The organism is Candidatus Palauibacter sp. (genome assembly GCF_965208055.1).
Classification (GTDB): Bacteria; Gemmatimonadota; Gemmatimonadetes; order Palauibacterales; family Palauibacteraceae; genus Palauibacter.
Window position 1 is genome coordinate 2,951,137 of record NZ_CBDBNY010000004.1, and the last position, 21,279, is coordinate 2,972,415.

At 65.0% G+C, this 21,279-nt stretch carries 19 protein-coding genes and 1 pseudogene; 14 read left to right on the plus strand and 6 right to left on the minus strand.

Annotated features, from left to right (window positions below; translation table 11 throughout):
- Positions 1 to 364: 364 nt before the first annotated feature.
- Complete coding sequence (locus ACOGXI_RS13090; protein ID WP_419939281.1) at positions 365 to 793, plus strand: hypothetical protein; 429 nt, start codon at positions 365 to 367, stop codon at positions 791 to 793.
- 551 nt (positions 794 to 1,344) lie between these two features.
- Positions 1,345 to 1,632 carry a HigA family addiction module antitoxin gene (locus ACOGXI_RS13095; RefSeq protein ID WP_419939282.1) on the plus strand — a complete coding sequence of 96 codons (288 nt, stop codon included), beginning with the start codon at positions 1,345 to 1,347 and terminating at the stop codon, positions 1,630 to 1,632.
- A gap of 130 nt (positions 1,633 to 1,762) precedes the next feature.
- On the opposite strand, the gene ACOGXI_RS13100 is transcribed toward ACOGXI_RS13095, so the two are convergent.
- The 4 genes from ACOGXI_RS13100 to ACOGXI_RS13115 are packed head-to-tail and all read right to left on the minus strand — an operon-like array spanning position 1,763 to position 3,077.
- Positions 1,763 to 2,257: an NUDIX hydrolase gene (locus ACOGXI_RS13100; RefSeq protein ID WP_419939283.1), complete on the minus strand. Its 495-nt coding sequence runs from the start codon at positions 2,255 to 2,257 to the stop codon at positions 1,763 to 1,765.
- Entirely contained in the window at positions 2,209 to 2,382 is a 174-nt protein-coding gene (locus ACOGXI_RS13105; protein ID WP_419939284.1) for a hypothetical protein, read from the minus strand. Before ACOGXI_RS13105 ends, ACOGXI_RS13100 begins: the two co-directional genes overlap by 49 nt.
- A 59-nt stretch (positions 2,383 to 2,441) precedes the next feature.
- Positions 2,442 to 2,855, minus strand: a complete 414-nt coding sequence (locus tag ACOGXI_RS13110; protein ID WP_419939285.1) for a putative toxin-antitoxin system toxin component, PIN family — start codon at positions 2,853 to 2,855, stop codon at positions 2,442 to 2,444.
- Positions 2,856 to 3,077 carry a hypothetical protein gene (locus tag ACOGXI_RS13115; protein ID WP_419162376.1) on the minus strand — a complete coding sequence of 74 codons (222 nt, stop codon included), beginning with the start codon at positions 3,075 to 3,077 and terminating at the stop codon, positions 2,856 to 2,858.
- A 373-nt stretch (positions 3,078 to 3,450) separates the two neighbouring features.
- Here ACOGXI_RS13115 and ACOGXI_RS13120 point away from each other — a divergent pair, with 373 nt between their 5' ends.
- From ACOGXI_RS13120 to ACOGXI_RS13135, 4 genes are all read left to right on the plus strand, one after another.
- Complete coding sequence (locus ACOGXI_RS13120; RefSeq protein WP_419939286.1) at positions 3,451 to 4,302, plus strand: hypothetical protein; 852 nt, start codon at positions 3,451 to 3,453, stop codon at positions 4,300 to 4,302.
- The gene (locus ACOGXI_RS13125) at positions 4,299 to 4,682 is read left to right on the plus strand and encodes a hypothetical protein (protein ID WP_419939287.1); all 384 of its coding nucleotides are present in this window, start codon (positions 4,299 to 4,301) and stop codon (positions 4,680 to 4,682) included. Before ACOGXI_RS13120 ends, ACOGXI_RS13125 begins: the two co-directional genes overlap by 4 nt.
- 364 nt (positions 4,683 to 5,046) lie before the next feature.
- Positions 5,047 to 7,293: an Ig-like domain-containing protein gene (locus ACOGXI_RS13130; protein ID WP_419939288.1), complete on the plus strand. Its 2,247-nt coding sequence runs from the start codon at positions 5,047 to 5,049 to the stop codon at positions 7,291 to 7,293.
- Positions 7,280 to 8,830: a hypothetical protein gene (locus ACOGXI_RS13135; RefSeq protein WP_419939289.1), complete on the plus strand. Its 1,551-nt coding sequence runs from the start codon at positions 7,280 to 7,282 to the stop codon at positions 8,828 to 8,830. The genes ACOGXI_RS13130 and ACOGXI_RS13135 overlap by 14 nt, the downstream gene beginning before the upstream one ends.
- 137 nt (positions 8,831 to 8,967) lie before the next feature.
- Here the strand turns inward: ACOGXI_RS13135 and ACOGXI_RS13140 are convergent, their stop codons facing one another.
- The gene (locus ACOGXI_RS13140; protein WP_419939290.1) at positions 8,968 to 9,687 is read right to left on the minus strand and encodes a hypothetical protein; all 720 of its coding nucleotides are present in this window, start codon (positions 9,685 to 9,687) and stop codon (positions 8,968 to 8,970) included.
- Between the two features lie 479 nt (positions 9,688 to 10,166).
- On the opposite strand from ACOGXI_RS13140, the gene ACOGXI_RS13145 reads away from it, so the two are divergent.
- The 7 genes and pseudogenes from ACOGXI_RS13145 (at position 10,167) to ACOGXI_RS13175 (ending at position 19,181) form a co-directional block, all read left to right on the plus strand.
- Positions 10,167 to 11,219, plus strand: a complete 1,053-nt coding sequence (locus tag ACOGXI_RS13145) for a ParB N-terminal domain-containing protein (protein ID WP_419939291.1) — start codon at positions 10,167 to 10,169, stop codon at positions 11,217 to 11,219.
- Positions 11,220 to 11,223: 4 nt separating this feature from the next.
- Positions 11,224 to 11,895: a DNA adenine methylase gene (locus ACOGXI_RS13150; protein ID WP_419939292.1), complete on the plus strand. Its 672-nt coding sequence runs from the start codon at positions 11,224 to 11,226 to the stop codon at positions 11,893 to 11,895.
- A gap of 1,186 nt (positions 11,896 to 13,081) precedes the next feature.
- Positions 13,082 to 14,251 carry a hypothetical protein gene (locus tag ACOGXI_RS13155; protein WP_419939293.1) on the plus strand — a complete coding sequence of 390 codons (1,170 nt, stop codon included), beginning with the start codon at positions 13,082 to 13,084 and terminating at the stop codon, positions 14,249 to 14,251.
- Between the two features lie 990 nt (positions 14,252 to 15,241).
- On the plus strand, positions 15,242 to 16,084 hold the full coding sequence (locus ACOGXI_RS13160) for a glycerophosphoryl diester phosphodiesterase membrane domain-containing protein (RefSeq protein ID WP_419939294.1): 843 nt from the start codon (positions 15,242 to 15,244) through the stop codon (positions 16,082 to 16,084).
- Between the two features lie 13 nt (positions 16,085 to 16,097).
- Positions 16,098 to 16,947: pseudogene (locus ACOGXI_RS13165) on the plus strand (DDE-type integrase/transposase/recombinase); the annotation flags it as partial.
- A 337-nt stretch (positions 16,948 to 17,284) separates the two neighbouring features.
- Positions 17,285 to 17,788, plus strand: a complete 504-nt coding sequence (locus ACOGXI_RS13170) for a hypothetical protein (RefSeq protein WP_419939295.1) — start codon at positions 17,285 to 17,287, stop codon at positions 17,786 to 17,788.
- Between the two features lie 94 nt (positions 17,789 to 17,882).
- Entirely contained in the window at positions 17,883 to 19,181 is a 1,299-nt protein-coding gene (locus ACOGXI_RS13175; RefSeq protein WP_419939296.1) for a hypothetical protein, read from the plus strand.
- Positions 19,182 to 19,491: 310 nt separating this feature from the next.
- Here the strand turns inward: ACOGXI_RS13175 and ACOGXI_RS13180 are convergent, their stop codons facing one another.
- A complete protein-coding gene (locus tag ACOGXI_RS13180) occupies positions 19,492 to 20,079 on the minus strand; it encodes an ImmA/IrrE family metallo-endopeptidase (RefSeq protein ID WP_419940204.1) in 588 nt (195 codons plus the stop codon).
- Between the two features lie 199 nt (positions 20,080 to 20,278).
- On the opposite strand from ACOGXI_RS13180, the gene ACOGXI_RS13185 reads away from it, so the two are divergent.
- On the plus strand, positions 20,279 to 21,268 hold the full coding sequence (locus ACOGXI_RS13185; protein WP_419940205.1) for an AAA family ATPase: 990 nt from the start codon (positions 20,279 to 20,281) through the stop codon (positions 21,266 to 21,268).
- The last annotated feature ends 11 nt before the right edge of the window (positions 21,269 to 21,279 follow it).

Here is a 21,279-nt window from a genome sequence, read left to right on the forward strand (position 1 = left end):
CCATCCCCCGGCTTGGGGGGAATACGCAATATGTAGAAAAAAAGTTGGCCCCTGCGTCCGTTAGGTAGACGACCAGGAATGGGTCGCCCCGGCGCACAGGGGCCGCTCATAAGCCTCGTTGATGGCCACGCTACACGGCGCAACAAACGGCGTCAAGCTCCACCCTTACCCATGAGTACACCACCGCGTCGCGGCCGGGTTCGCCAGCGGTCGTATCGGATTCCCGCATGTACGGTTCCCCCGAATTGTCGTAGGCTCTGGGACGATGTGGCCAGCGATTTGCGCACATCGCCGGGGGCCATCAACGACAGAAATCAACCGTCCGTGAAAGCGGGACAGCTCCAAAGCTCCAGGGAGGCCCATAATGCTCAGGAACATCCTCGCCGCCATCGTCGGCTACATCGCCATGGCCGCCGTGCTCTTCGCACTCTTCTCGCTTCTGTGGCTGGCGCTGGGCCCCTCGCGCTCTTTCCAGCCGGGTACGTGGGAGGTATCCGGCGCTTGGGCACTCGGCTCGGTCGTGCTCGGGCTCGTGGCGGCGTACATCGGCGGACGAGTCTGTGCCAGGATGGCGCACGACGCCAGGGCTGCCACGATGCTGATCGCCATCGTGCTCGTGCTCGGGCTGGTGGCGGCCCTGATGCCGGTGGAGATGGCGGCAGGGCCGCGCCCCGACGACGTCTCGATGATGGAGGCGACCGCGAGCGCCCGCCAGCCGGTCTGGATCAGCTGGCTCAACCCGTTGATCGGCGCCGTGGGCGTCTGGTTCGGATCGCGGAAGTTGCGTGCGTAGCGCGAGGAACGGCATTGACGAAAGAAACTTGCTCCCCGCCCGACACGCCGGAAGGCCTCGGGCGGGGTTATTTTTTGACTCGAGAAACCGTCGAACTCCGAAACCGCGTTCAGGGGCAGCATGTCTGGTTGGACGAGTTTCGGACCCGATGCCGTGCTCTTCGAGCGCACTCCGTAGGGATCAAACGCAAGAGCCCCGAGCACGAAACGGCCTCGGGGCTCTCCTATCTCAGCGTCTTGCTGCGCCCGAAGGTTCTGTGCAGTAGAGGACGACCTGAGACCTACACATGAAGTGTCGTCAGACCCCACCCATAGCGCAACTTATGGAGTTGCCAGGCTATCCATCGAAGGCCTTCGGAGTGCGCTTTCAGCGGAGCGGCTGAGTGCCTATGCCCTGCCTCGGGACACCGACGAGGTCGACTGCGTGGCTGGGTACCCGTGGAATCTGGCGCTGTGCAGCGCCCTCCACCCGGCGCTTCATACCCTTGAGATTACCGTCCGGAACCTACGCCAGGAGCGGGCGAAGGGTCGAAACGCGCGCTGGACCGCGGCATGAGGCCGGTGCACCCGGGCGAAATCCTGCGCGAGGAACTCGAGGAGGTCGGGCTGTCGGCCAACGCGTTGTCCAAGGCGCTCGGCGTGCCGGTGAACCGGGTCACCATGATCCTCAACGGCCAACGCGGCGTGAGCGCTGATACGGCGTTGCGGCTGGCCAGGTACTTCGGGACAACGCCGCAACTCTGGTTGAACCTTCAGAAGACCTGGGAGCTTCGCCGGACCGAGATCGAGGCGGGCCGCGAGATCGCCGAGCAAGTCACTCCGCGGCACGCGGTGGTGTAGGTCTTCCGGCATACGTCCAGCGTCCGCGCTTGACCCACAGAGAATCGTTGCCGTTATGCCGTTGTAACCGGCGGACCATACCTCATCGTCGACGAGACCGGCTACGCCCCCGTCTCTCGCAATGGCGCAGCTAACGGTGGGACCGCAGGAGACCAAGCCCGGTTCTCAGCAGATCCACGATCGGGAGTGACTCGACGGTGTGAATATCGTGCCACGCGCAAAGGTCGGTGCTGCCGTCGACTTCGTGGGTCAGGGAGCCTCCGAGCACTTCGGCAAAGTAGATGATTCTGAGACTGTGCGTGGCGAGGCCTCCGTCCGGTACGACGAGCGAGTCGATCCCCGCCACGCCGGTGGCCCGAACGAGCAGTCCGGTCTCTTCTCGAACTTCTCGCACCATCGCTTCGGCGGGATCTTCACCAAACTCGACCCCGCCGCCGGGAAGGGTCCAACGACCTGCCCATTCCGAGACCCGCGTCGAGATGCGACAAACGAGAATCTGGTCCAACCGCAACACGACACCGTACGCGGCTATCCTGGTCGAGGCCTTTGTAGACAATGGTGTCTCCTGGAACCGGGTCACGCCCTCGGCTGGTTGCACCTGAAGCGCTCGGCGTGTCCGCGCCACGCTCGCTCCAACTGCGCGAGTTCGCCTTCAAGCGCGCGCCGTTCCTGCTCTTCGTGCAGCGCCATATCCAGCGCGAGGCGCGTGGGCTTGGGCATCTTGCGGACCGCGACGGGGAAGGCCTCCACGACCTCGTTCGAGCCGACGGGGGTTGCAAGTCACATTTGCGGACCGCAGACGAGCGGGATCAGGAGTGGATCCCGACTCCAAGAAAGTCTGTGGGCTTTACGATTCCGATGCCACGGAAGGGGTCCAGCACGAGAAGATCGGCATCCCCCGTGACGATCCAGTCGGCACGACCGCAGACTGCCAATTCAAGCACCCGGTCGTCCTTGGGGTCGCGACAGGCCCGGATCGTCTCGGTGATCTCTACCAAGTGCGCGTCCCGGAGCAGCAGTCCAAGAAATCGTTCTCGCTCGCTCGGCGTGACATATCGGTCAAACTTCGGGCGAGACACCACGTCATGAAGTTCCCTCATCAAGGGGACTGATACGAGAATCTCGCCCGTGTCGTAGGCATGCGCGAGGGCAACTCCGGGCGTCGCATTCTTGGAGAGCATGGCACTGATGATCGCGTTCGTGTCAAAGACATATCGCATCATCTAGTCTCTCAGGAGCTCCTCCAGAATCTCGGGAGTCAAGCCCCGCGTCCGCGCGTTGCGCGTGATCTCCGCCATGACATCGTGGAGCGACTCTCCGGTCCGCGTGACGTCACGCAGGCGAAGATTGAGGAGGAGATCCAGCTTGCGACGATCCTGGTCCGACGCGGCCCGATAAGCGTCGGCCAGATCCGGATCCACGGCGATAGTGATTGTGTCCGTCACTCGCGTCCTTCCCCCCGAGGTGAACTCGTGGTCGGTTGCCTCCATGATAACGGACAAAATATAGCTCGGGACGGCCTCCCAAGGCGATGCCGGCGGAGCTGATTCCGACGCAGGCCGTCCAGCCATCCCGAGCCATGCCGTCAGGCTGTTAATGTAACCTGACACGCTCACATCGATCCCTCTGTGGCGAGGGGCCCGCTCGAGGCACGGTAGCGATACATTGACCGGACAGATAGGCTAGGTTGCGATGCTACTATGTCCGGTACGGGTGGAGGAGGTGCAAACCACATGTTGGACCAGTCAGGCGCACGGGTAGCCCGAAGGCGACGAAGGTCGAGACCCCTGCCCCCTCGGGTATGAGGCCAATCGCCGGATGAGTGACGCGAGACCGTTCAGCCGCATCGCCTTCTTCGGGACGGTCGAGGATTGCTTGCCGGACGACGGGTTTCGGGCTTTGGCGAGACAGCTGTCCGCCGCCGGTCGGGCTGGACCGTCTCCGAGCCTGGTCGTGGCTCTGGCGAGTGCGCTGCTGGGCCGGGACCGGCTCAAGCTGCCGGGTTGGGTGGATACGGACACACGCTACCTGGTGGTGCTGGACGTGCCGGAGCAGGCGGTGCTTCGTCTCGCCTCGAGGCTTCGACTCCACAAGCCGGATCGGCGGCTGCAGGTGTGCCGGGACCCTTCCGTCGTGAAGCGTCTGGTCATCGCGCTCACGCGACCGGCCGCGTGGGAGGGCATCCTTGACGCCTATGTCCTCGAGAACTCTCTGGTGGTCGTCCTGGGGGACATGAGCGTGTGGCAGTTCCCGGTCGGAAGGCTTCCCAAGGTCAGGCGGTTCGAGCCGGCCGCGGTCCGCCGGTTCGTGATCGATTCCGCCGGATCCTGCCTGCATTGGCCCGATGAGGACGTGCACATGGGTCCGTGTCAGATGTTGCAGGCCGTGGATCCCGTGCATCTCGCCGAGGTGGAGATCCGCCGGTACGAGATGGAGAACGTGTCGCAGGCCCTCCGTGAAATGAGGCATGACCGGCAGTTGAAGCAGACGGAGATCCCGGGGCTGTCGGAGAGGCACGTTCGGCGGTTGGAAAGGGAGGAGATACGCCTCAGCGTCGAGGCGGCGAGCAAGTTCGCGCGGGCGCTGGGGCTGACGTTGTCGGAGTTCCTCGACGAACTGAGTGGGCGGATCACGGGTCTACGAAGGACGACGGAGTCGAGGCGGGGATGATACTCTACGACCCCGATCCTACAGATCAGAACGACCACGCGTGGAACGAGGATGACGTGAGAACGGCGGGCTGGTGCTGCACCGGCCTCCTGGATGCAGGCGGTCAGTGGTATCTCACCTTGGAAGAGGGTTCTTCAGGGGACGTGATCGGAACCGTCGAGTACATCGAGGCGGGCGGTCCGAGCATGCAACCGAGGATCGTTTCGGGGACGGTAAGCGGGAGACACAGCGGCGCGGACGTCTCGTTGGGCTTCCGCTACGATGACGGGCGCCGAGGCAGCTTCACGGGAGCGCAGAACGCCGAAACCGCGTTCCGCGGCAGCATGTCTGGTTGGACGAGTTTCGGACCGGATGCCGTGCTCTTCGAGCGCACTCCGTAGGGATCAAACTCTCCCTCAGGTCGTCGCCTCCGGCCGCGTGTCACACTTTCACCCGCCACTGACAACTGGGATTCCGCCGAGCAGCCGGAGAGCACGCCCGCTGGCTCCTTACCAGCACCGCTCGCCCCGCGGGCGTCAACTTCGCATTCTTGTGTACGCTCAGCGGGTCCTCCGACGAGTAGGGTGTGAGCTCTCTGATACGAATGTGACTGCAGGTAAACGAACGCACCATCCACCGAACGGAGGGACCGCCCGCTTGGTTGGCACGGCGGGCTTGGCCCTAGTCGTCGCATGCGGCGACGGGACGACGGAACCGCCTCCCCCTCCTCCACCGCCGATTCCATCCCGCGCGACGACGGTCGACGTGAGGCCGGCGGAGGTCGAACTAACGGCGCTGGGCGAGACAGCGCGGTTCTCCGCTCAGGTGCTGGACCAGAACGGACAGGCGATGGGGGCGGCGGTCGCGTGGTCGAGCGGAGATTCGTTGGTGGCGACGGTCGACGCATCGGGGCTCGCGGCGGCCGCGGGCAACGGGATGGCTACGATCACGGCGACATCGGGCTCGGCCTCGGGGAACGCAGCGGTCACGGTAGCCCAAGCGGTGAGCGCGGTCGTGGTTTCCCCCTCGGCCGACACGCTCGTCGCCGGCGACACGCTGCGATTGGCGGCTGCGGCCACCGATGCGAACGGCCATGCCGCCGAGGTTGAGGTTTACTGGGCTTCAGGAGACACTGCCGTGGCGGTCGTGGACGCATCCGGGCTCGTGACGGGGGTCGGAGCGGGGGAGACGGACGTCACGGCGACGGGGGCCGGAGTGACCGGGCGGGCAACGCTCGTGGTGGCGGCCGCCCCACCTGAGACCGTGGCCGTCACGCCGGATACGGTCTCGCTGGTCGCCCCGGGAGTGACTGTGCGACTGAGGGCCGAAGTGCGCGATCGGTTCGGGCGCACGATCCAGGGCGAGGCGGTCGCCTGGGCGAGCGGGGACACCCTGGTGGCGCGGGTCGATACGGCCGGGCTCGTGACTGCGATGGGAAGGGGGACGACCACGGTAACCGCGATGGCGGGGTCCGCTTCCGGAAGCGCCGCAGTGGCCGTGCTGCGGTCGGTAACATCGGTGGCCGTGGCGCCCGTGGCCGATACCATCGCGCCGCGGGATACGCTGCGACTCGCCGCCACGGCGTTCGACGAGAACGGTGCGGTCCCGGCAGCGGAGTTTTCCTGGTCGTCGAGCGATCCCTCCGTCGCAACCGTCGACACGACGGGGCTGGTGCGCGGGGTAGCCGCCGGAGTCGCCACCATCCACGCGACCTCCGGACCGGCACGGGGCGGGGCGGAGATCGCCGTCGTGAACTCGGAGCGCGCAGTGCTGGCGGCGCTCTACGAGGACACGGACGGGCGGAACTGGACGAACAACAGGGGTTGGCTCACCGGCGCGCCGCTCGACCAGTGGCATGGCGTTCAAGTGGACCACACCGGTAGGGTCGCCGAACTGCGACTGGCCCGCAACGGGCTTGCGGGTCCGCTCCCCAAAGAGATGGGCAGCCTCGAGCACCTGCGGCACTTCGACGCCTGGGAGAACAACCTCGCCGGGCCCATTCCCGCGGAGTTGGGAAGCCTCGCACGGCTCGAATTTGTGCACCTCGGCGGCAACGACCTTTCCGGTTCCATCCCCCCGGAGCTGGGCAACCTTGAGCGGCTGGCGTTCCTGGAACTCGGCCGGAACGAGCTTTCCGGTCCGATCCCGCGGGAGCTCGGGAGCCTGGTCCGTCTTGAACACCTCTACGCCGGCGGGAACGTTCTGTCCGGTTCCATCCCGCCCGAACTGAGCAACCTGCGGAACCTTGAAACGTTGGCGCTCGGCTGGAACAGGCTCTCCGGTCCCATCCCTCCGGGGCTGGCAGGCCTCGAGCGGCTGGCGGTGCTGGAACTCACGGTAAACGACCTCTCGGGTCCGATCCCTCCAGAGTTGGGAAGGCTGACGCACTTGGAGCGGCTCATGCTCGGCCACAACAAGCTCACGGGCCCGATCCCTCCGGAACTGGGCGGCCTCTCCAGCCTCAGACGCCTGGACCTCGGTCCGAACGATCTCCGCGGTCCGATCCCTCCCAGTCTGGGCGATCTTGCCAGCCTGGAGTCACTGGACCTCAGATCGAACGAACTCGAAAGTGTGATTCCGCCAGAACTGGGTGCGCTTGCCAGCCTCCAAATGTTGGATCTCAGATCAAGTGCGCTCACGGGTCCGATCCCTACCGAACTCGGCAAGCTGGCGAAGCTGAAGATGTTGGATCTGAGATCGAACAAGCTCACGGGTCCGATCCCTCCGGAGCTGGGTAGCCTCTCCAGCTTGGAACGTCTCCTCCTCGAGCGAAACGCCCTCTCGGGGCCGGTTCCGCCCGAGTTGGGTCGGTTGGCGAGTGCGAGGGAACTGGAGCTGGCCGCGAACGATCTTTCCGGTCCCATCCCGCCCGGGCTTGGACAGGTGGTGCTCCTGGAGCGGTTGGGCCTGGCAAGTAACCCCCGGTTTGGCGGGGACACTCCCCCGCGAACTCGCGGCCCTTGCCCGACTGGAGAGGCTCCAGACCGGCGGCACGGGCTTGTGCGCGCCTGACGATCCGGATTTCACGGCGTGGCTCGAAGGCATCCCGGAGCGGTGGGTCGCACCGTGCGAGGATGTCGCGCCGCGCGTGTACCTGACGCAGCCGGTGCAGTCTCGCCGGTTCCCGGTCGCGCTGGTGGCGGGCGAGGAGGCGCTGTTGCGCGTCTTCGTGACAGGGGACGGGGGCGCGAGTGAACGCATCCCAGCCGTTCGGGCGACGTTCTATCTGGACGGCTCCGAAGTGCACGTTGCGGAGATGCCGGCGGGCTCGGCTTCGATACCGGCCGAGATCGTCGAAGGAGATCTGTCGATGTCGGCGAATGCGCGGATCCCGGCCGAGGTGGTGCAGCCCGGGCTGGAGGTCGTAGTCGATGTCGATCCGGGCGGCACGCTCGACCTGGAGGCACTGGGCGTGGCCCCACGGATACCCGCCGAGGGCCGCTTGAGTGTGGACGTGCGGGAGATGCCCGTCCTCGATCTGACGGTGGTGCCGTTCCTTTGGGCCTCGGCTCCAGACTCGACGATCATCGGAGTCGTCGCGGACATGGCGACGAATCCGCAGAACGCCGAACTGGCTCTCACGCGCACGATTCTGCCAGTGGCGGGCCTTGAGGTGACCGGCCATGCGCCGGTGTGGAGCACCAGCAACAACGCCTACACGCTCCTTCGCGAGACGGCGGCTATCCGTGCCCTCGAGGGCGGTACGGGCCATTACATGGGCATGATGTCCGGCGACCCCTCGGTCACGGGTGCCGGCGGAGTGGCCCGCTCGCCGGGCCGGGTGAGTGTCTCCGGCCTCTGGGAGGATCGTGGCGGGCCGAGCAGCGTCATTGCGCACGAGCTGGGCCACAACATGAGTTTGGGGCACGGCTGGCACGAGAACGCTGCGACCGACGGGGCTGTGGATCTCTCGTACCCCTACCGCGACGGCAGCATCGGCGCATGGGGATATGACTTCCGGGATGGCGGCCGAATGGTCGCCCCGGCGACGCGTGATGTAATGGCTGGCGGTGGCCTCGCTGGCTGGATCAGCGATTACCACTTTACGAAGGCGCTCCTGCATCGCCAGCGGGAGGAGGTGCCGGCTGCCGGGGCGCGGATCGAGGGTCTGTTGGTCTGGGGAGGGTTAGTCGACGGGGCACCGTTCCTTGAGCCCGCCTTTTTCGTGGACGCGCCGGTGCTCCTGCCGGAGTCAGCGGGCGCTTTCCGGATCACGGGCCGGTCGCACGGAGGGACCGAACTCTTCTCCTTCACGTTCGCCATGCCCGAAGTGGCCGACGTGGACGGATCGAGCTTCGCCTTCGTGCTTCCCGTGGATTCGGGGAACGGGCTCGCGAGCATTACTTTGGCGGGGCCCGGCGGATCGGTCGCCCTTGAGGGCGCGGGGGACCGAGCGACCGCCATCCTGTTCGATCACGCGGCGAATCAGGTGCGCGGTATCCTGCGAGACCTGCCGCCCGACGGGCTCGCTCAGGCCAGAGCGACGGCGATGTTCCTCGACTCGGGACTGGAAGTACTGTTCAGCCGCGGGCTCCCCACGTGGAGATAACTGTCCTTTTTCCGTGAAACTCGGGGGTGTGGACTTACCCCGTCGCTGTCAACGAGAAGACGCATCGGCGCTCAGAGGCGATCCAGGGACGATCACTCTCATGAGTTCCCGGTCACTCACAGATGCGCCCTCCACGTCTACTCGGGTGGCTCCGGTTGCGAGGTACAGGGCTTTCGTGGCCCTGGTGGCGGTCGCGTAGTCGCCCGTGGTACGCTTTCGTCGTCCGGCAGAGTCTCCTCATCCTCATCGACCACGGGAGCGTCGGGCGTGCAGTCTCCCTTTGCGATGTGACCAGCCTCATGGGCGATGCGGAAAGCGACCCGGCCCGGCTCGTCATGCCTGTGACCCAACACGACGACGGGCGTGTCCTCGACCACCGCGGCAAGTCCCTGGAAACCAGGCGTCGGCAGCACGTGGGCTGGAACAACAGGAATCCCTCGCGTCCACAGGTCTTCGACGATGGCGTCCAAGACTGAGCTGCCGTCGAAACCCCCGATCTCCTGACGCCAGGCGAGTCCGTCCGATGGGGGGCGCGCGGGTGCCGGCACCGGCTCCTTCAGGTTGCGCACCACGGTGCCGGCGATCTTCATCGCAGCGTGGATTACCGGCGCCAGACGGTCGCGGTCGATGTCACGGACGCACCGAAGTCGGACATCGGGGTATCCCAAAGGCTCCAGCGTTGATTCCGGGTCGCTCACGGTCGAGAGCGGGATTGCCAGGAAGCGGCCTACCCGGATCTCGATTTCGGGGAGGAGTTCCGGTTCGTTCAAACAGCTCTGATCCCACCAATCAGGCAGGATCGCGGCAGAGACGAACTCGCTTCCGAAGCCCGCCTGGTGGAGCCGACGAATCAGCAATGGTATGGATTGCGTCGCGAGACTACTCCTCCAATCGATGGTTTCGCCGAGATATCTGAGGGCGCCCAGAAGGCATCTGCTTTCTTGGGCGCCCAGAAATGTAACCTGACACGCTCACATCGATCCCTCTGCGGCGATGGGGGCCGCTCGAGCTGACGCTGTCGGAGTTCCTCGACGAACTGAGTGAGCGGATCACGGGTCTGCGAGAGAATGGATGACGAAAACGACACCATCGTTGCCGCAGCACAACTCCGACTTCGTCGCCAGCGATACGTGGGGCCCCCGGAAGCGGAGCGGCACTCGGCCCAGCTTGATGACGAACGGTTGAGATTGCGGCGGACCGTTGAGTTACAGCCGCTCAGGCTCCGAGGACGTTCACCTCCGGTGCCGGGGCCGATACCTTTGCAACCAACATGGCAGGGTCCATCTTGAACACACCATCTCGGGTCACGGCCCCCTTCCTGGAAAGGATGATCGCCTTGGAGGTCATAGGTCACGCCCCGGCCGACTTGTACCTCGACCCCGAAAACCCGCGGCTCGCGAGCGAGTTGTTTTCCGTCGACGACCAGGAAGACATTCTCCGCTGGCTCTGGCGCAACAAGTCGGTCAACGAGTTGGTGGATTCGATCCTCGCGAACGGCTTCTGGGGCCATGAGGAGCTATTCGCGACCGAGGAAGATGGCCGTTGGGTTGTCGTCGAGGGCAACCGGCGGCTCGCGGCCGTCAAGATCCTCCTGGATCCCGGCCTTCGGGAGCGACTTGGGATCCACCTGCCCGAGAAGCCGTCCCGGAAAGTTCTCGAATCGATCCAGCAACTCCCCGTGATCCACTCGACGCGAGAGGAGCTGTGGAGCTTCGTCGGGTTCAAGCATGTTAACGGGCCGCAGGCTTGGGACTCCATCGCCAAGGCCGAATACGTGTTCCGCGTACGGCGCAACTTCGGCCTGAGTCTCGCCGACATCGCGTCGGGGATCGGCGATCGTCACGAGACCGTGGCGCGCCTGTACCGAGGGTATGTCGTTCTTCAGCAGGCGCAGGACGAGTTCGAGTTCGATACGACCGACACCCAGCACAAACGATTCCCCTTTTCCCACCTTTGGACCGCGCTGGGCTACGTGTCCATCCGGAACTACCTGGGAGTCGATCCCACGGCGCTTGAGCGCGAGAACCCCGTCCCCCGTGATCGACTGCGGAGATTGCGGCACCTCATGGAGTGGCTCTTCGGGAGCCAGTCCGGGAACATCGAGGCAAGGGTTCGTCGCCAGAACCCGGATCTTCGCAACCTTGCGCGCGCGCTTGAGGTTCAGCAGGGCGTGAACTTGCTGGAGAGCGGAAGCTCGCTTTCCGTAGCGCTGGACGCTTCGCTTGGCGACGCCCACCTGTTCCGTACTGCGCTCACGAAGGCTGAAACGAGCGCAAGGGAAGCCATGAGGTTTGTTTCGACCGGGTACGCAGGTGAGGAGGGCCTGCTGGAGACAGCAACCAGCCTCCTTCGACAAGCGGAGTCACTCAACGCCCTCATACATCGATGAGGCTGTGTCGGACATCTGGTGGGCGGTTCTGGAGCAGACCGACGAGTTCTCCGAGATGATTCACACGGTACCGCTCACCGTGGACGAGTGGCGCCGTCAGCGCGCGATCTACCGGGACCCGGGGTCGGCGTCACGTCTGGAACGTGCGTTCGCCGCGTTCTATCTGAACCGCTGCAATCGCTCCGGAATCATCCGCAACGGGGGTGTGATCGGCGGAATCAAGCAAACCGGGAAATGGCGTATCGACGCACGGTTCAACCGGAAGGGGCTCGTGGAGCGGTGCCAACGAGTCGCCCGGCACGGGGCGCGGATCCGCTTGTCCGCACAGGACGGGATCGACTTCGTTCAGAGACTTGCGAGCGACGGCGTGTTCTTCTTCATCGATCCGCCGTACTTCGGGAAGGGGCCGACGTTGTACCTGAATGCCCTCGATCCGCCGTATCACGCGGCGCTCGCCGAGGTTCTCAGGACGCTGAAAGACAGCCCGTGGATCCTGACGTACGACAACTGCCCGGAGGTACGAGCGCTCTACGAGGAGTGGGCGACGGTCAGGTCCTATTCACTCCGCTATTCGGCCTCCAGCCGTCGGCGCGGAGGGGAACTCTTGATCGCTCCTCGTTGGATGATTCTCCCCACGGAGACGGGCTCGGCGTCGATTCGCTGGCATTCGGCCTGAGCTTTCCGCCCGACGCCATGTGGCGAGCCGCGGCGCCGGCACCATTGACCAGGGGAAGGAGAGCGTTGATAGCTCGCCTGGCATCGTCGCCTTCGAACGAGTGCGGGCCTTTACGTGAGAGCGGTCCCTTGTGGATCTCGACGCGAAAGCTGGGTTCGTCGTCGTCGGCCCGAATCCGCGCGAATTGGGTGACGTGCTCCCGTGCGAGCTCGTAGCGCGTGCCGTCGGAACGCCGGAACTCCGCTACATTGGCCTGCCTGTTCAGCAATCGTTGCACCGTCGCCAACGCCAGCCCGGCGCCGGCGCCGCTCAGCGCGGCTGCGCCAGCTCCCCCGATTAACCCGCCCGTCGCCAGGTTGATGGTCGCGTAGGTACCGAGGTTCGCCGCCACCCCCGCCGACCCGGCCGCAATCCAGCGCCGACGCCGACGGCAGAACTGGTCGCCGTAGCGCCAGGCGGCGAACTCGGGACGGAGGGGCTCGCCGATGCGGACCAGTTCGAGGCCTTCGGTGTGCCGGGCCAGGCCGACGTTCTCGGTGGACGTGCGGATCCGCGTCGCGCGGAACAGCCTTTCGCAGGTCTCGACGGCCTCCCAGAGGGGCGACTCTTCGCCGGATCGAAGGCAAGGCGACGGCCGACGGGGAAGGCCTCCACGACCTCGTTCGAGCCGAGGGGCTTCTTGCAGAACATGCAGGTCCGGTACACGGCGGTCGGGAACGCTCGGGTTCAGGGGAGTTGGGGTGGGGATCATGTTGCTCGTCGCATCGGGCAGCGGCAACGGTCGCGCACCTTACGTTGCAGAAATCGACCGCCGTGAGTTCGCTTCGCCACTGCACCATCGTCTCCATGCCCACGCTACGCCGCATGGCGCGGAGCGCGGTCGGTCCCTCACCCGCCCCGCGGAACCCCACGCCCATGTCGACCGGAGCCCTATACCAGCGACAGGCTGCACAGGAGAAGGGTGGTGGAAGACGGGCGGGATGTCATGGCTTCGATCACGTCCGGCTCAGGTGGCGATGAGCGGGTGCCGTCTCGAGGAGAAGCCTATGGGCGCCAGGTCGGGGGGCAATTGGGGAGGATCGATATTGTTGAATAGTAGTGCAAAAGGATACCTTGTTCATGGCCCCCACCCTATTTGGGGGGGTGTCCTGTCAAGGCTACGTGGCCTTCGATCGAGAGGTGAAGGATGTCCGCCCAGCCCTCGCCGGGACCGAACTTCAGCCACGGGCCGGCCTGCGGCTCGCTGGCGGCCATCATTCTGCTCATCGGCGCCGTTCCGGCCGCCGCGCAGTCCGGGCCGGCAGCGGTGGTGTGCGTGGGGAGCGAGCGGCAGACCCTCGAGGCTGCGGGTCCCGTCCGGCGCGTCATCACGGAAGACGTGGCCGTGGTCTACCGGGTCGGCGTGCGGGCCGACGACCGGGAGGGGATGGAACAATCCCTTCTCTCGGAACTGGGCGACCCCGCGGAAGCGTCGTGCACGTGGTCGAACCCCGGAGACAGCTACATCGTGATCATCCGGTACACGGGGGCGATCCGGCGCGACCTGACGCTGGACCCGGATGACCCGCGGTTCCAGGCCTTCTCGGTAGGCTACGGGACGAGCGCCGAGGCGGCCGAGGAAAACGCGACGAGGGTCGACGCCCGTTTCATGACGTACGCCGACGAGAGCGGCTACGAGGTGCTGGTCGCGGAGAGCTGGGCGGCCGCTGCCGCCGGAGTCCCGGGTGACGCGGCCGCCCGCTCCCAGCCGGGCAGCGAGCGGCTCGATCAGCCTGACTCCCCGGTTGGCGGAGCGCCGAGTACCTCCGCGCCTCCCTTGGTCGGCCTCGAGACGTGCGCGGGCCAACCCGTGGGGTCCACATGCTGGATGGAAGTGGCCAACCAGCCGGGGTGCCATCTCTGGAACCCGGGTCTCCACGCGGGTGCCACGGTCACATGGATTGGCGAGTGTTCCGGTGGTTTTGCGCAAGGAACGGGAACGGTTCATTGGCGCTACGACGGTGGATGGCAGACTGCGGACGGGTCCTTCCTTGACGGCAAGCAGCACGGAACCTGGGTCGTCCACCAAGCGGACGGGGGTGTGTCTGAAGGCCTCTTGGTCAGCGGCCAGCGGCAGGGGATCTGGACTTGGTGGTTCACAAACGGGGACGTTCTGGAGTCGCCGTTCGTGAACGGCGAGGAGAACGGAACGGAGATCGAGTGCGAGCGTTCCCCCGGCGACGTCATCGCTTGGTTGATCTCGAACGTTGACGGCGAGGAGATTGGCCGGGAAACCGTCGGTCCCCTCGATTCGGACGCGCCGGCCCTGAGGGTCCGATGCGCCGCCCTCTTGAGCAAACCAAGGCCCGGGCCGTGAGCGCCGCCAGGTCCCATGCGCGAAGGCCGGAGATCTGCGGGAACCACCGCGGCGCGGTAACCGTTGCGACCACCGAACGTGGTGTCCGGGCGGAACCCCCGTTGATGAATCCGGGCTTGCGGCGTGCGTCGGCAGCGGCCGTCAGCACACTGGCGGGGCTGACTCTCCTGGTCTGCGTCCGTCCCGCCGCCGCCCAACAGGACCTTGGCTCCGTCGTGTGCGTGGCGAGCGAACTCGAATCCCTCTCGGGTGCGGGCCCCGTGCGGCGGGTGATTCGGCGGGACACCGAAATCGTCTACCGCGTCGGGGTCGACCTGTCCAGTCAGGCCGAGGCCGAACGGGCTCTCAGGGCGGAACTCGAAACATCAGGGGAGGTCTCGTGCGCGTGGTCGCAACCCGGCCAGAGTCACGTCGTCGTGGTGAGCTACAACGGCGTCGTGCGGCAGGATCTCACGATCGACCTGGAGGATCCCCGGTATAAAAAGTTTCGCGGTCGGGTACGGCACGAGTTGGGAGGAAGCCGACAGTTCGCCTGGCGAGCAACCACAAGGTCCAGTTTGTCGAATCTAGATGCGAACGAAAGGTCGAGAAGGTACCAGGACAGAACTTTTCTTGAGAACCAGAAAGAACGCCTTCGCGCGGACCGCCAGCGCCAGTACCGGGAGGTAGGATCCCTTTTCGCTGGCATCTGGGATGGACTAAGAGTTCTTCGCAACAGAGGAAGTGCCCAATTCTTGGTAGTCGGTGCGATAGCGTCAGTCACTGCGTTCATCCTCCTCTTTGAAGTGATATCGTTGAGATCCGCTGATCGTGGCGGCTACGTTTTGTCGATTATGCTCGTTGTCGTCCTCATGTATATCCTGTACTACTTCACAGCCCAGCGGTCTCGGGCGAACCGTCACACCGCGATAGCCGCCTCAGTGTGCTCACCAGCTAATAGGGTGTATTCTTGGGCATGCACGTGAAGAAAAAGCGTAGGAGACTGAAGCCATGAAAACAGGTACGACCGATGCCACATTCCGCGTCTGGCGGACGTTCCGAACCGGTCTCGATGTGGCCAGAAGGAAGGCACTCACCATCATTGCTCTTGCGCTCGTCTCCAGATTCGTGACGTTCGAGGTCATTTCCCGAGTCACCACCTTTTCAGGCACGTTCGGGTTAGAGTTAGACCTAGCTCAAATTGAGCGAGTGCTGGTGTTCTTCGGTTCACTTCTCCTCATGTGGTTCGCGGTTGTGCCGCTGACGATTCAGGCCATCGAAGCGCCACCACGCATGGAGCCAACCGGGACGCTTCTCGCGCGAGTATGGCGTGACGGGAGCCGACCCTATCGCGCCCTCTCGCTCAGCAGCTTTCTTCGGGGCCTTGGAATCGTGCTAATCACCAGCGCCGTTGTGGTTGCAACGTGGCTACTGTCTTTCGGGTTCGCGATCACTGCCAAGATGGTCGTCGAGTCCTCGCTGGTCACTGGTCTCGCCCTCAGCGGGCTAGCTCTCGGGCTGGTTGTCGGTTTGTCAGTGGTTTCGCTGAGGTGGTCTGTCGCGCTTCCCGTGATGATTATGGAGAACGTGCCGGCAGGAGAGAGTTTGCGGCGAAGCTGGCGCATCACCAAGTCGCAGGTATTGCGATTGTATGGGTTGGGCATACTCACGGCGGCTGTGACGCTCATACTGAGTGGATTGATCGGCTATGGTCTTGACAGAGGAGCGAGTCTGTTCTCAGAGACGCCCGGCGATGGTGTTCTCGCACTCGCGTTGTTTCTCGGTCAGACGGTAGGCCTTTTCATCGCGGCTCCGATCACGTCTGCGTCGTACTACTACCTGCGAGGAAACTAGCTAGCGTAGTGAGGACTGCATGCCGGGAGCGCGGGGCCCTCACCCGAACCGTGTGGCCTCGGAGGTGGAGGAGGCGATCCTGGTCCACGCCTTGGCGCACCCGACGCACGGGGCGCAGCGGGTGGCCGACGAGCTGATGCTCAGAGGCGTGCAGGTGAGTTCGGGAGGGGTCAGAGGGGTGTGGATCCGTAACGGGGTCAAGACGAGGCACGAGCGTCTGTTGCGGCTGGAGAAGACGGTCCGTGAGAGCGACTTCGAGCTCACCGAGGAGCAGATCCAGGCGCTGGAGCGCTTCGATCCCGAGTACCGGGAGCGTCACATCGAGGTGAAGAAGACGGGCGAACTGGTGGCCGTGGACACCTTCTTCGCGGGGACGCTGAAGGGGGTGGGCAAGGTTCTACAGCCAGATGGTATTGGACTGCTTCAGCCGCTACGTGTGGGCCCGGTTCTACACCTCGAAGATGCCGGTGACCGCGGTCCAGATCCTGAACAACCACGTACTGCCCTTCTTCGAGGAACACGGGGTGAAGGTCGAGACGGTCCTGAGCGACAACGGGCGCGAGTTCTGCGGCCGGGAGGACCGGCACCCCTACGAGCTGTTCCTCCAGCTCGAGGAGATCGAACGCCTCCACCGCACGCTCCTGGACGAGCACCTGAGGGTGAAGGGACGGACCACCTGGTACGAGTCGGTCAGCGAGATGCAGGAGGATCTCGACGCCTACATCGAAACCTACAACCGGAACCGTCCGCACCGCGGCCGCGGCATGGAGGGGCGGACGCCGTATTAGGTGTTCAAGAAGGGGATCCGGAAGCCCAGGACCCCGAAGCAGTCAACCAAGCAGGAGGTGAAGCCCGCAGCCTGAAGCACTGCCCTCGGCGAGGCCGGGTATCAGGTGATTGCCGTACTTGTACATCCGGGGTAACTGGGGGTGAGGATTCCATATTCCCTCGCGGTCCGGGTCACCGGCGCGCCGGATCGGTTTTCGAGGGATGTCAAAGAGATCGAGTTCACGGTGGCATCCGGTATCGATACAAATTGCGGGGACCGGTGCCCAAGCCATTTACGGATCTCGACCTGGCCGTCTCCGACGCCGGACGGGCAGGGCGGTACCGCTGCTACTTGAGATGCCGCAGCGGTTGACAAGTCAGACCGGGAGAGACGAAACGATGACTCGAAGGCGAAGCTGGGGCGGAACGGTGTTGGGCGCCGCGATGCTGCTCCTTGGCCCCTGGACGGGCGGTGGCGACCTCACCGCGCAAAGCGAGGAAACCCACTCGGTGGCCGCCGAGAGGATCATTGGTCGGCTGCTGGACCCTTGGCCGGAACGCGGTTTCCCGAGCGACGGGGGCGCGTGGGGACTGGTCGTCGGCCGGTTCGCCAAGGGCGACGCGAAGGCACTGGAGTTCACAGCCAGCGCGGGAGAGACCTACCACATCATTGGCGCCGGCCTCGATGGCGCGGATGTCGATATCAGGCTGTTTGGTCCCCAAGGCGAGCTCATCGACGAAGATGTCCTGGATGATGACGTCCCCGTGGTGATCTTCACCGCCGAGGCCCGGGGCACCTACCGAGCCGTCATGTCCGCGGCCGCCGTCGGCAGCGGAGGCTCGTACGCCGGGATGGTCGTGCTGCAGCCGCCGGAAAACGGTAACGAGGCCGCAGGTTCGCGCGACCCGAGGGACAAGAGCGGGGACCAGTGGTGATTTCGTCGGCTCGGGGTTGTCGCGCTGGCGACTCGGGCTGAGCCGAAGACCGGCCGAGCACAGACCTCGTCACCGGAGCAGGAGGAGAATGGGCATGCCCGCGGAGACCCGCCCCATCGAGCCCCCGCACTACCCGATCATCTACGTGCGCGGTTACGCGGCGACTATGCGAGAGATCGAGGAGACGGTCGGCACGCCCTACATGGGCTTCAGCCTCGGCTCGAGGAAGGTTCGGCAGGGGCACGCGGATGATCGGCCGGTACGGTTCATCTTCGAGTCGCCGCTCATCCGGCTGATGAAGGATGAGGATTACATCGACGCCTACCGGGACGGCGACTTCGTGAGCATGGGCCGGCGCGTCGACTCCCGTTCGGTCTGGATCTTCCGCTACTACGAGCAGGACTCGAAGTCCTTCGGCGACGGCGAGAAGGACACGATCAAGAGCTACGCCGAGGACCTCCGCAAGTTCATCCTCCGCGTCCGTGAACGGGTGTGCCTGGGCCACCCCGAGGAGCTCAAGAAGTTCAAGGTCTATCTCGTGGCGCACTCCATGGGCGGGCTGATCTTCTTCTGCTTCGTAGGAACGAACTACAGGGACTACGGCGCGTTCCTCGGTCTGTCGAAGCGCGGCACCGGCCCGAGCAGCGACGGACTCGTGATGATGAAGAACGCGTGGGTCGACGGCGCACCGTGCGCATTCGCCCACCGGAGCCACAGCGGGCCGTTCGGGATCGTCAACTCCGAGGAGGGATACCAGAACCTCCGCCGGTTCCTCTTCGGCCAGGTGCGGATCGACGCCCTTCTGGCCGTGGACGAGATCACGCTGCCGCGGGCGGTCGAGAAGAAGAAGGATGAGGGCAAGAAGATCCGGGCCCGGTACAACATCGACGCGTGCGCCAAGGTGCGCGGCGGCGGGTGCTACCTTAGCGAACGCCGGGTCCGGAACGAATCGGCCATCCGCAAGAGGTACGAGGACTTGGTCGAGGAGAAGAAGCCCGCGTACCTCTTCTCCGGCTTCCTCCTCGAGAGCGCCAAGACGAGCACGAAGGACACAGCCCTCGCCTTCGCGATCGAGATCGCGATCGAGGTTCCCGTCTTCGATGTCGAAGAGAAGTTCTGGTTCGACGAGCACTTCGAGGGCGAGACACTCCTGAACGAGACGGTCACCCTGCACCTCCGCTGGCGTGACGGCGGCAAGACCACGGTCCGGTACGGTCTCCGGACCCGCCTCGGCAGCGGCCACGCCACCAAGCGCGTCGCGCTCGCCGAGCCGGATGGGCAGAGCCGGGTGCGTGTCGAGATCCCGCTCGGCTTCAAGAAGGGCCTCAAGAACCCGCCCCGGCCGGGCTTCCGCGGCCGCCTGCTACTGATGGCGTCACCGTGGAATACGTGACCCAGTCGCCCTGACGCCAGCACGCGACTCTGCGGACGACGTGCCCGGCGATTCGCACCTGAGACGCTCAAGGATCATTCCATTCCTTGGTCACCCGCGACAGGGAAACGCAAGAGCCCCGAGGACGAAACGGCCCCGGGGCTCCTATCTCAGCGTCTTGCTGCGCCCGAAGGTTCTATGCAGTAGAGGACGACCTGAGACGTACACCTGAAGTGTCGTCAGACCCCACCCATAACGCAACTTGTGGAGTTCTTCCCTAGAACCCGGCGCACACGCCGCCGGATCTTCCGCGCTCAGGCCGAGGCCATCATCAAGTGATGCCGGCCCCGGGCCGGATGGCCGGACCGGTGATCTGCCGCTCGACCGTGTCGAGGGACTCGTTGAGGAGAGTGGCCGCCCGGACCGGCGAGATCAGCTCTTCACCGAGTGCGCGCCAGACAAGGCCTTTGAAGCGCTGGGGCTTCTCGAACGCCCCGAACCCCTGGTTGCCATCGATAGGTTCCGGTTCGGATTTCCGCCAGGAGCGGGCGAAGGTTCTAAACGCGCGCTGGACCGCGGCGCGAGGCAGCACGCCGACTTGGCCAAGGCGTACCAGCATGGCCGCCGCTGATACACCGTACATGTGCTTGAGGCGGACGATTTCGTGATAGGTGATGCGGCGGCGGCCTTCCCCCGCTTCTTGAATGAGATGTTGGCCCGGGACAAGGAAGGCGCCTGCGAAGCGGTTCATGGCCGCTTCCAGCTTGATGGCCGGGTTGCCGGTGGAACGGATGATCCTGTGCGCGAGTTCGTGGGCCAGGGTGAGGCGTTTGCGCTCGACGTTGGTCCGGCTCGATACGAGGACGGCGTCGGCGACCGGCTTACCCTCCCGCAGGACCTGGCAGGCCAGCCCGTTGATGCTTCCCCGCCGACCCGGACTTCACTCACTAAACCCCAAGAACCGGCGGAGCGAGGAAGCTGCCCAACTCCTGGGCGAGTTCTCGCCACAGGCCGGTGACGTGACCCACCGTGCGCATGAGCGCGGAAACGGGCACGATACCGGATCAATCGCTACGTTCCCACCGACCCGATTCGCACGATCCCAACCGGAGGCTTCCATGGCCAGTGCCGAGCAGCTCAAGGCGTTGCTGAGGTCGCATCTGGAGGGCGACAACGACCGATTCATCTCGGTCGCCATGCAGGTCGCCGCCCACGAGGCGAAGGTCGGGCACGGCAGACTGGCCACCGATCTGCGCGACATTATCGATAAGGCCAAGAGCCGGGGTGAGGCAGGATCCCCGGTCCCGATTGGTCGGCCGCGCGGGGAGCTGGCCAACCTGCTCCAGGTCTCCTACCCCAAGGCGCGGCTCGGGGACATGATCCTCGGAAAGGCCTTGGCGAGTCGGATTCACCGGGTCGTTCGCGAACAGCGCCACGCCGGCGAGATCCTCGACCACGGCCTCTCGCCGAGGCGCAAGCTCCTGCTCGTGGGCCCTCCAGGCACCGGGAAGACGCTGTCCGCCTCCGTTCTGGCCGGGGAACTCCGTCTCCCGCTGCTTCAGGTTCGGCTCGACGGCCTGATCACCAGGTTCATGGGAGAGACCGCAGCCAAACTGCGCCAGATCTTCGACGCCACCGGCCAGACAAGAGGCGTCTACTTCTTCGACGAGTTCGACGCCATCGGGTCGGAACGCGGGCTCTCCAACGACGTGGGAGAAATCCGGCGCGTGTTGAACAGCTTCCTCCAAATGATCGAGCAGGACGACTCCCACAGCATGGTGATGGCAGCGACGAATCATCCAAGGGTGCTCGACCGGGCACTCTTCCGTCGCTTTGACGACATCCTTCACTTCGAGATGCCGGACGTCCCCCAAATCGCCGAGCTACTGCAAACGCGGCTTGGTTCGGCCGCCTCGCGGGACATCGCGTGGAGCGACCTCGCCGACTGCGCCGAGGGCCTGAGCTTCGCGGATGTGGCGCGCGTAGCAAACGATGTTCGCAAAGACGCACTGGTCGGGCAGCGGGCGCGGATCCAGGCAGAGGAGATTCGGGTCGTGATCGACGAGCTCAAGGCGGTCAGCAACAGGCTGGCGGAGCCAAGCGCGTAGTCGGCGCATCC

Excerpts from the sequence above, each read along its gene's own strand:
- ACOGXI_RS13160 (WP_419939294.1), top strand. The coding sequence starts at position 15,242 with ATGAAAACAGGTACGACCGATGCCACATTCCGCGTCTGGCGGACGTTC.
- ACOGXI_RS13175 (WP_419939296.1), top strand. The coding sequence starts at position 17,883 with ATGCCCGCGGAGACCCGCCCCATCGAGCCCCCGCACTACCCGATCATC.
- ACOGXI_RS13120 (WP_419939286.1), top strand. The coding sequence starts at position 3,451 with ATGAGTGACGCGAGACCGTTCAGCCGCATCGCCTTCTTCGGGACGGTC.
- ACOGXI_RS13185 (WP_419940205.1), top strand. The coding sequence starts at position 20,279 with ATGGCCAGTGCCGAGCAGCTCAAGGCGTTGCTGAGGTCGCATCTGGAG.
- ACOGXI_RS13155 (WP_419939293.1), top strand. The coding sequence starts at position 13,082 with ATGTCCGCCCAGCCCTCGCCGGGACCGAACTTCAGCCACGGGCCGGCC.
- ACOGXI_RS13090 (WP_419939281.1), top strand. The coding sequence starts at position 365 with ATGCTCAGGAACATCCTCGCCGCCATCGTCGGCTACATCGCCATGGCC.
- ACOGXI_RS13110 (WP_419939285.1), bottom strand. The coding sequence starts at position 2,855 with ATGATGCGATATGTCTTTGACACGAACGCGATCATCAGTGCCATGCTC.
- ACOGXI_RS13095 (WP_419939282.1), top strand. The coding sequence starts at position 1,345 with ATGAGGCCGGTGCACCCGGGCGAAATCCTGCGCGAGGAACTCGAGGAG.
- ACOGXI_RS13125 (WP_419939287.1), top strand. The coding sequence starts at position 4,299 with ATGATACTCTACGACCCCGATCCTACAGATCAGAACGACCACGCGTGG.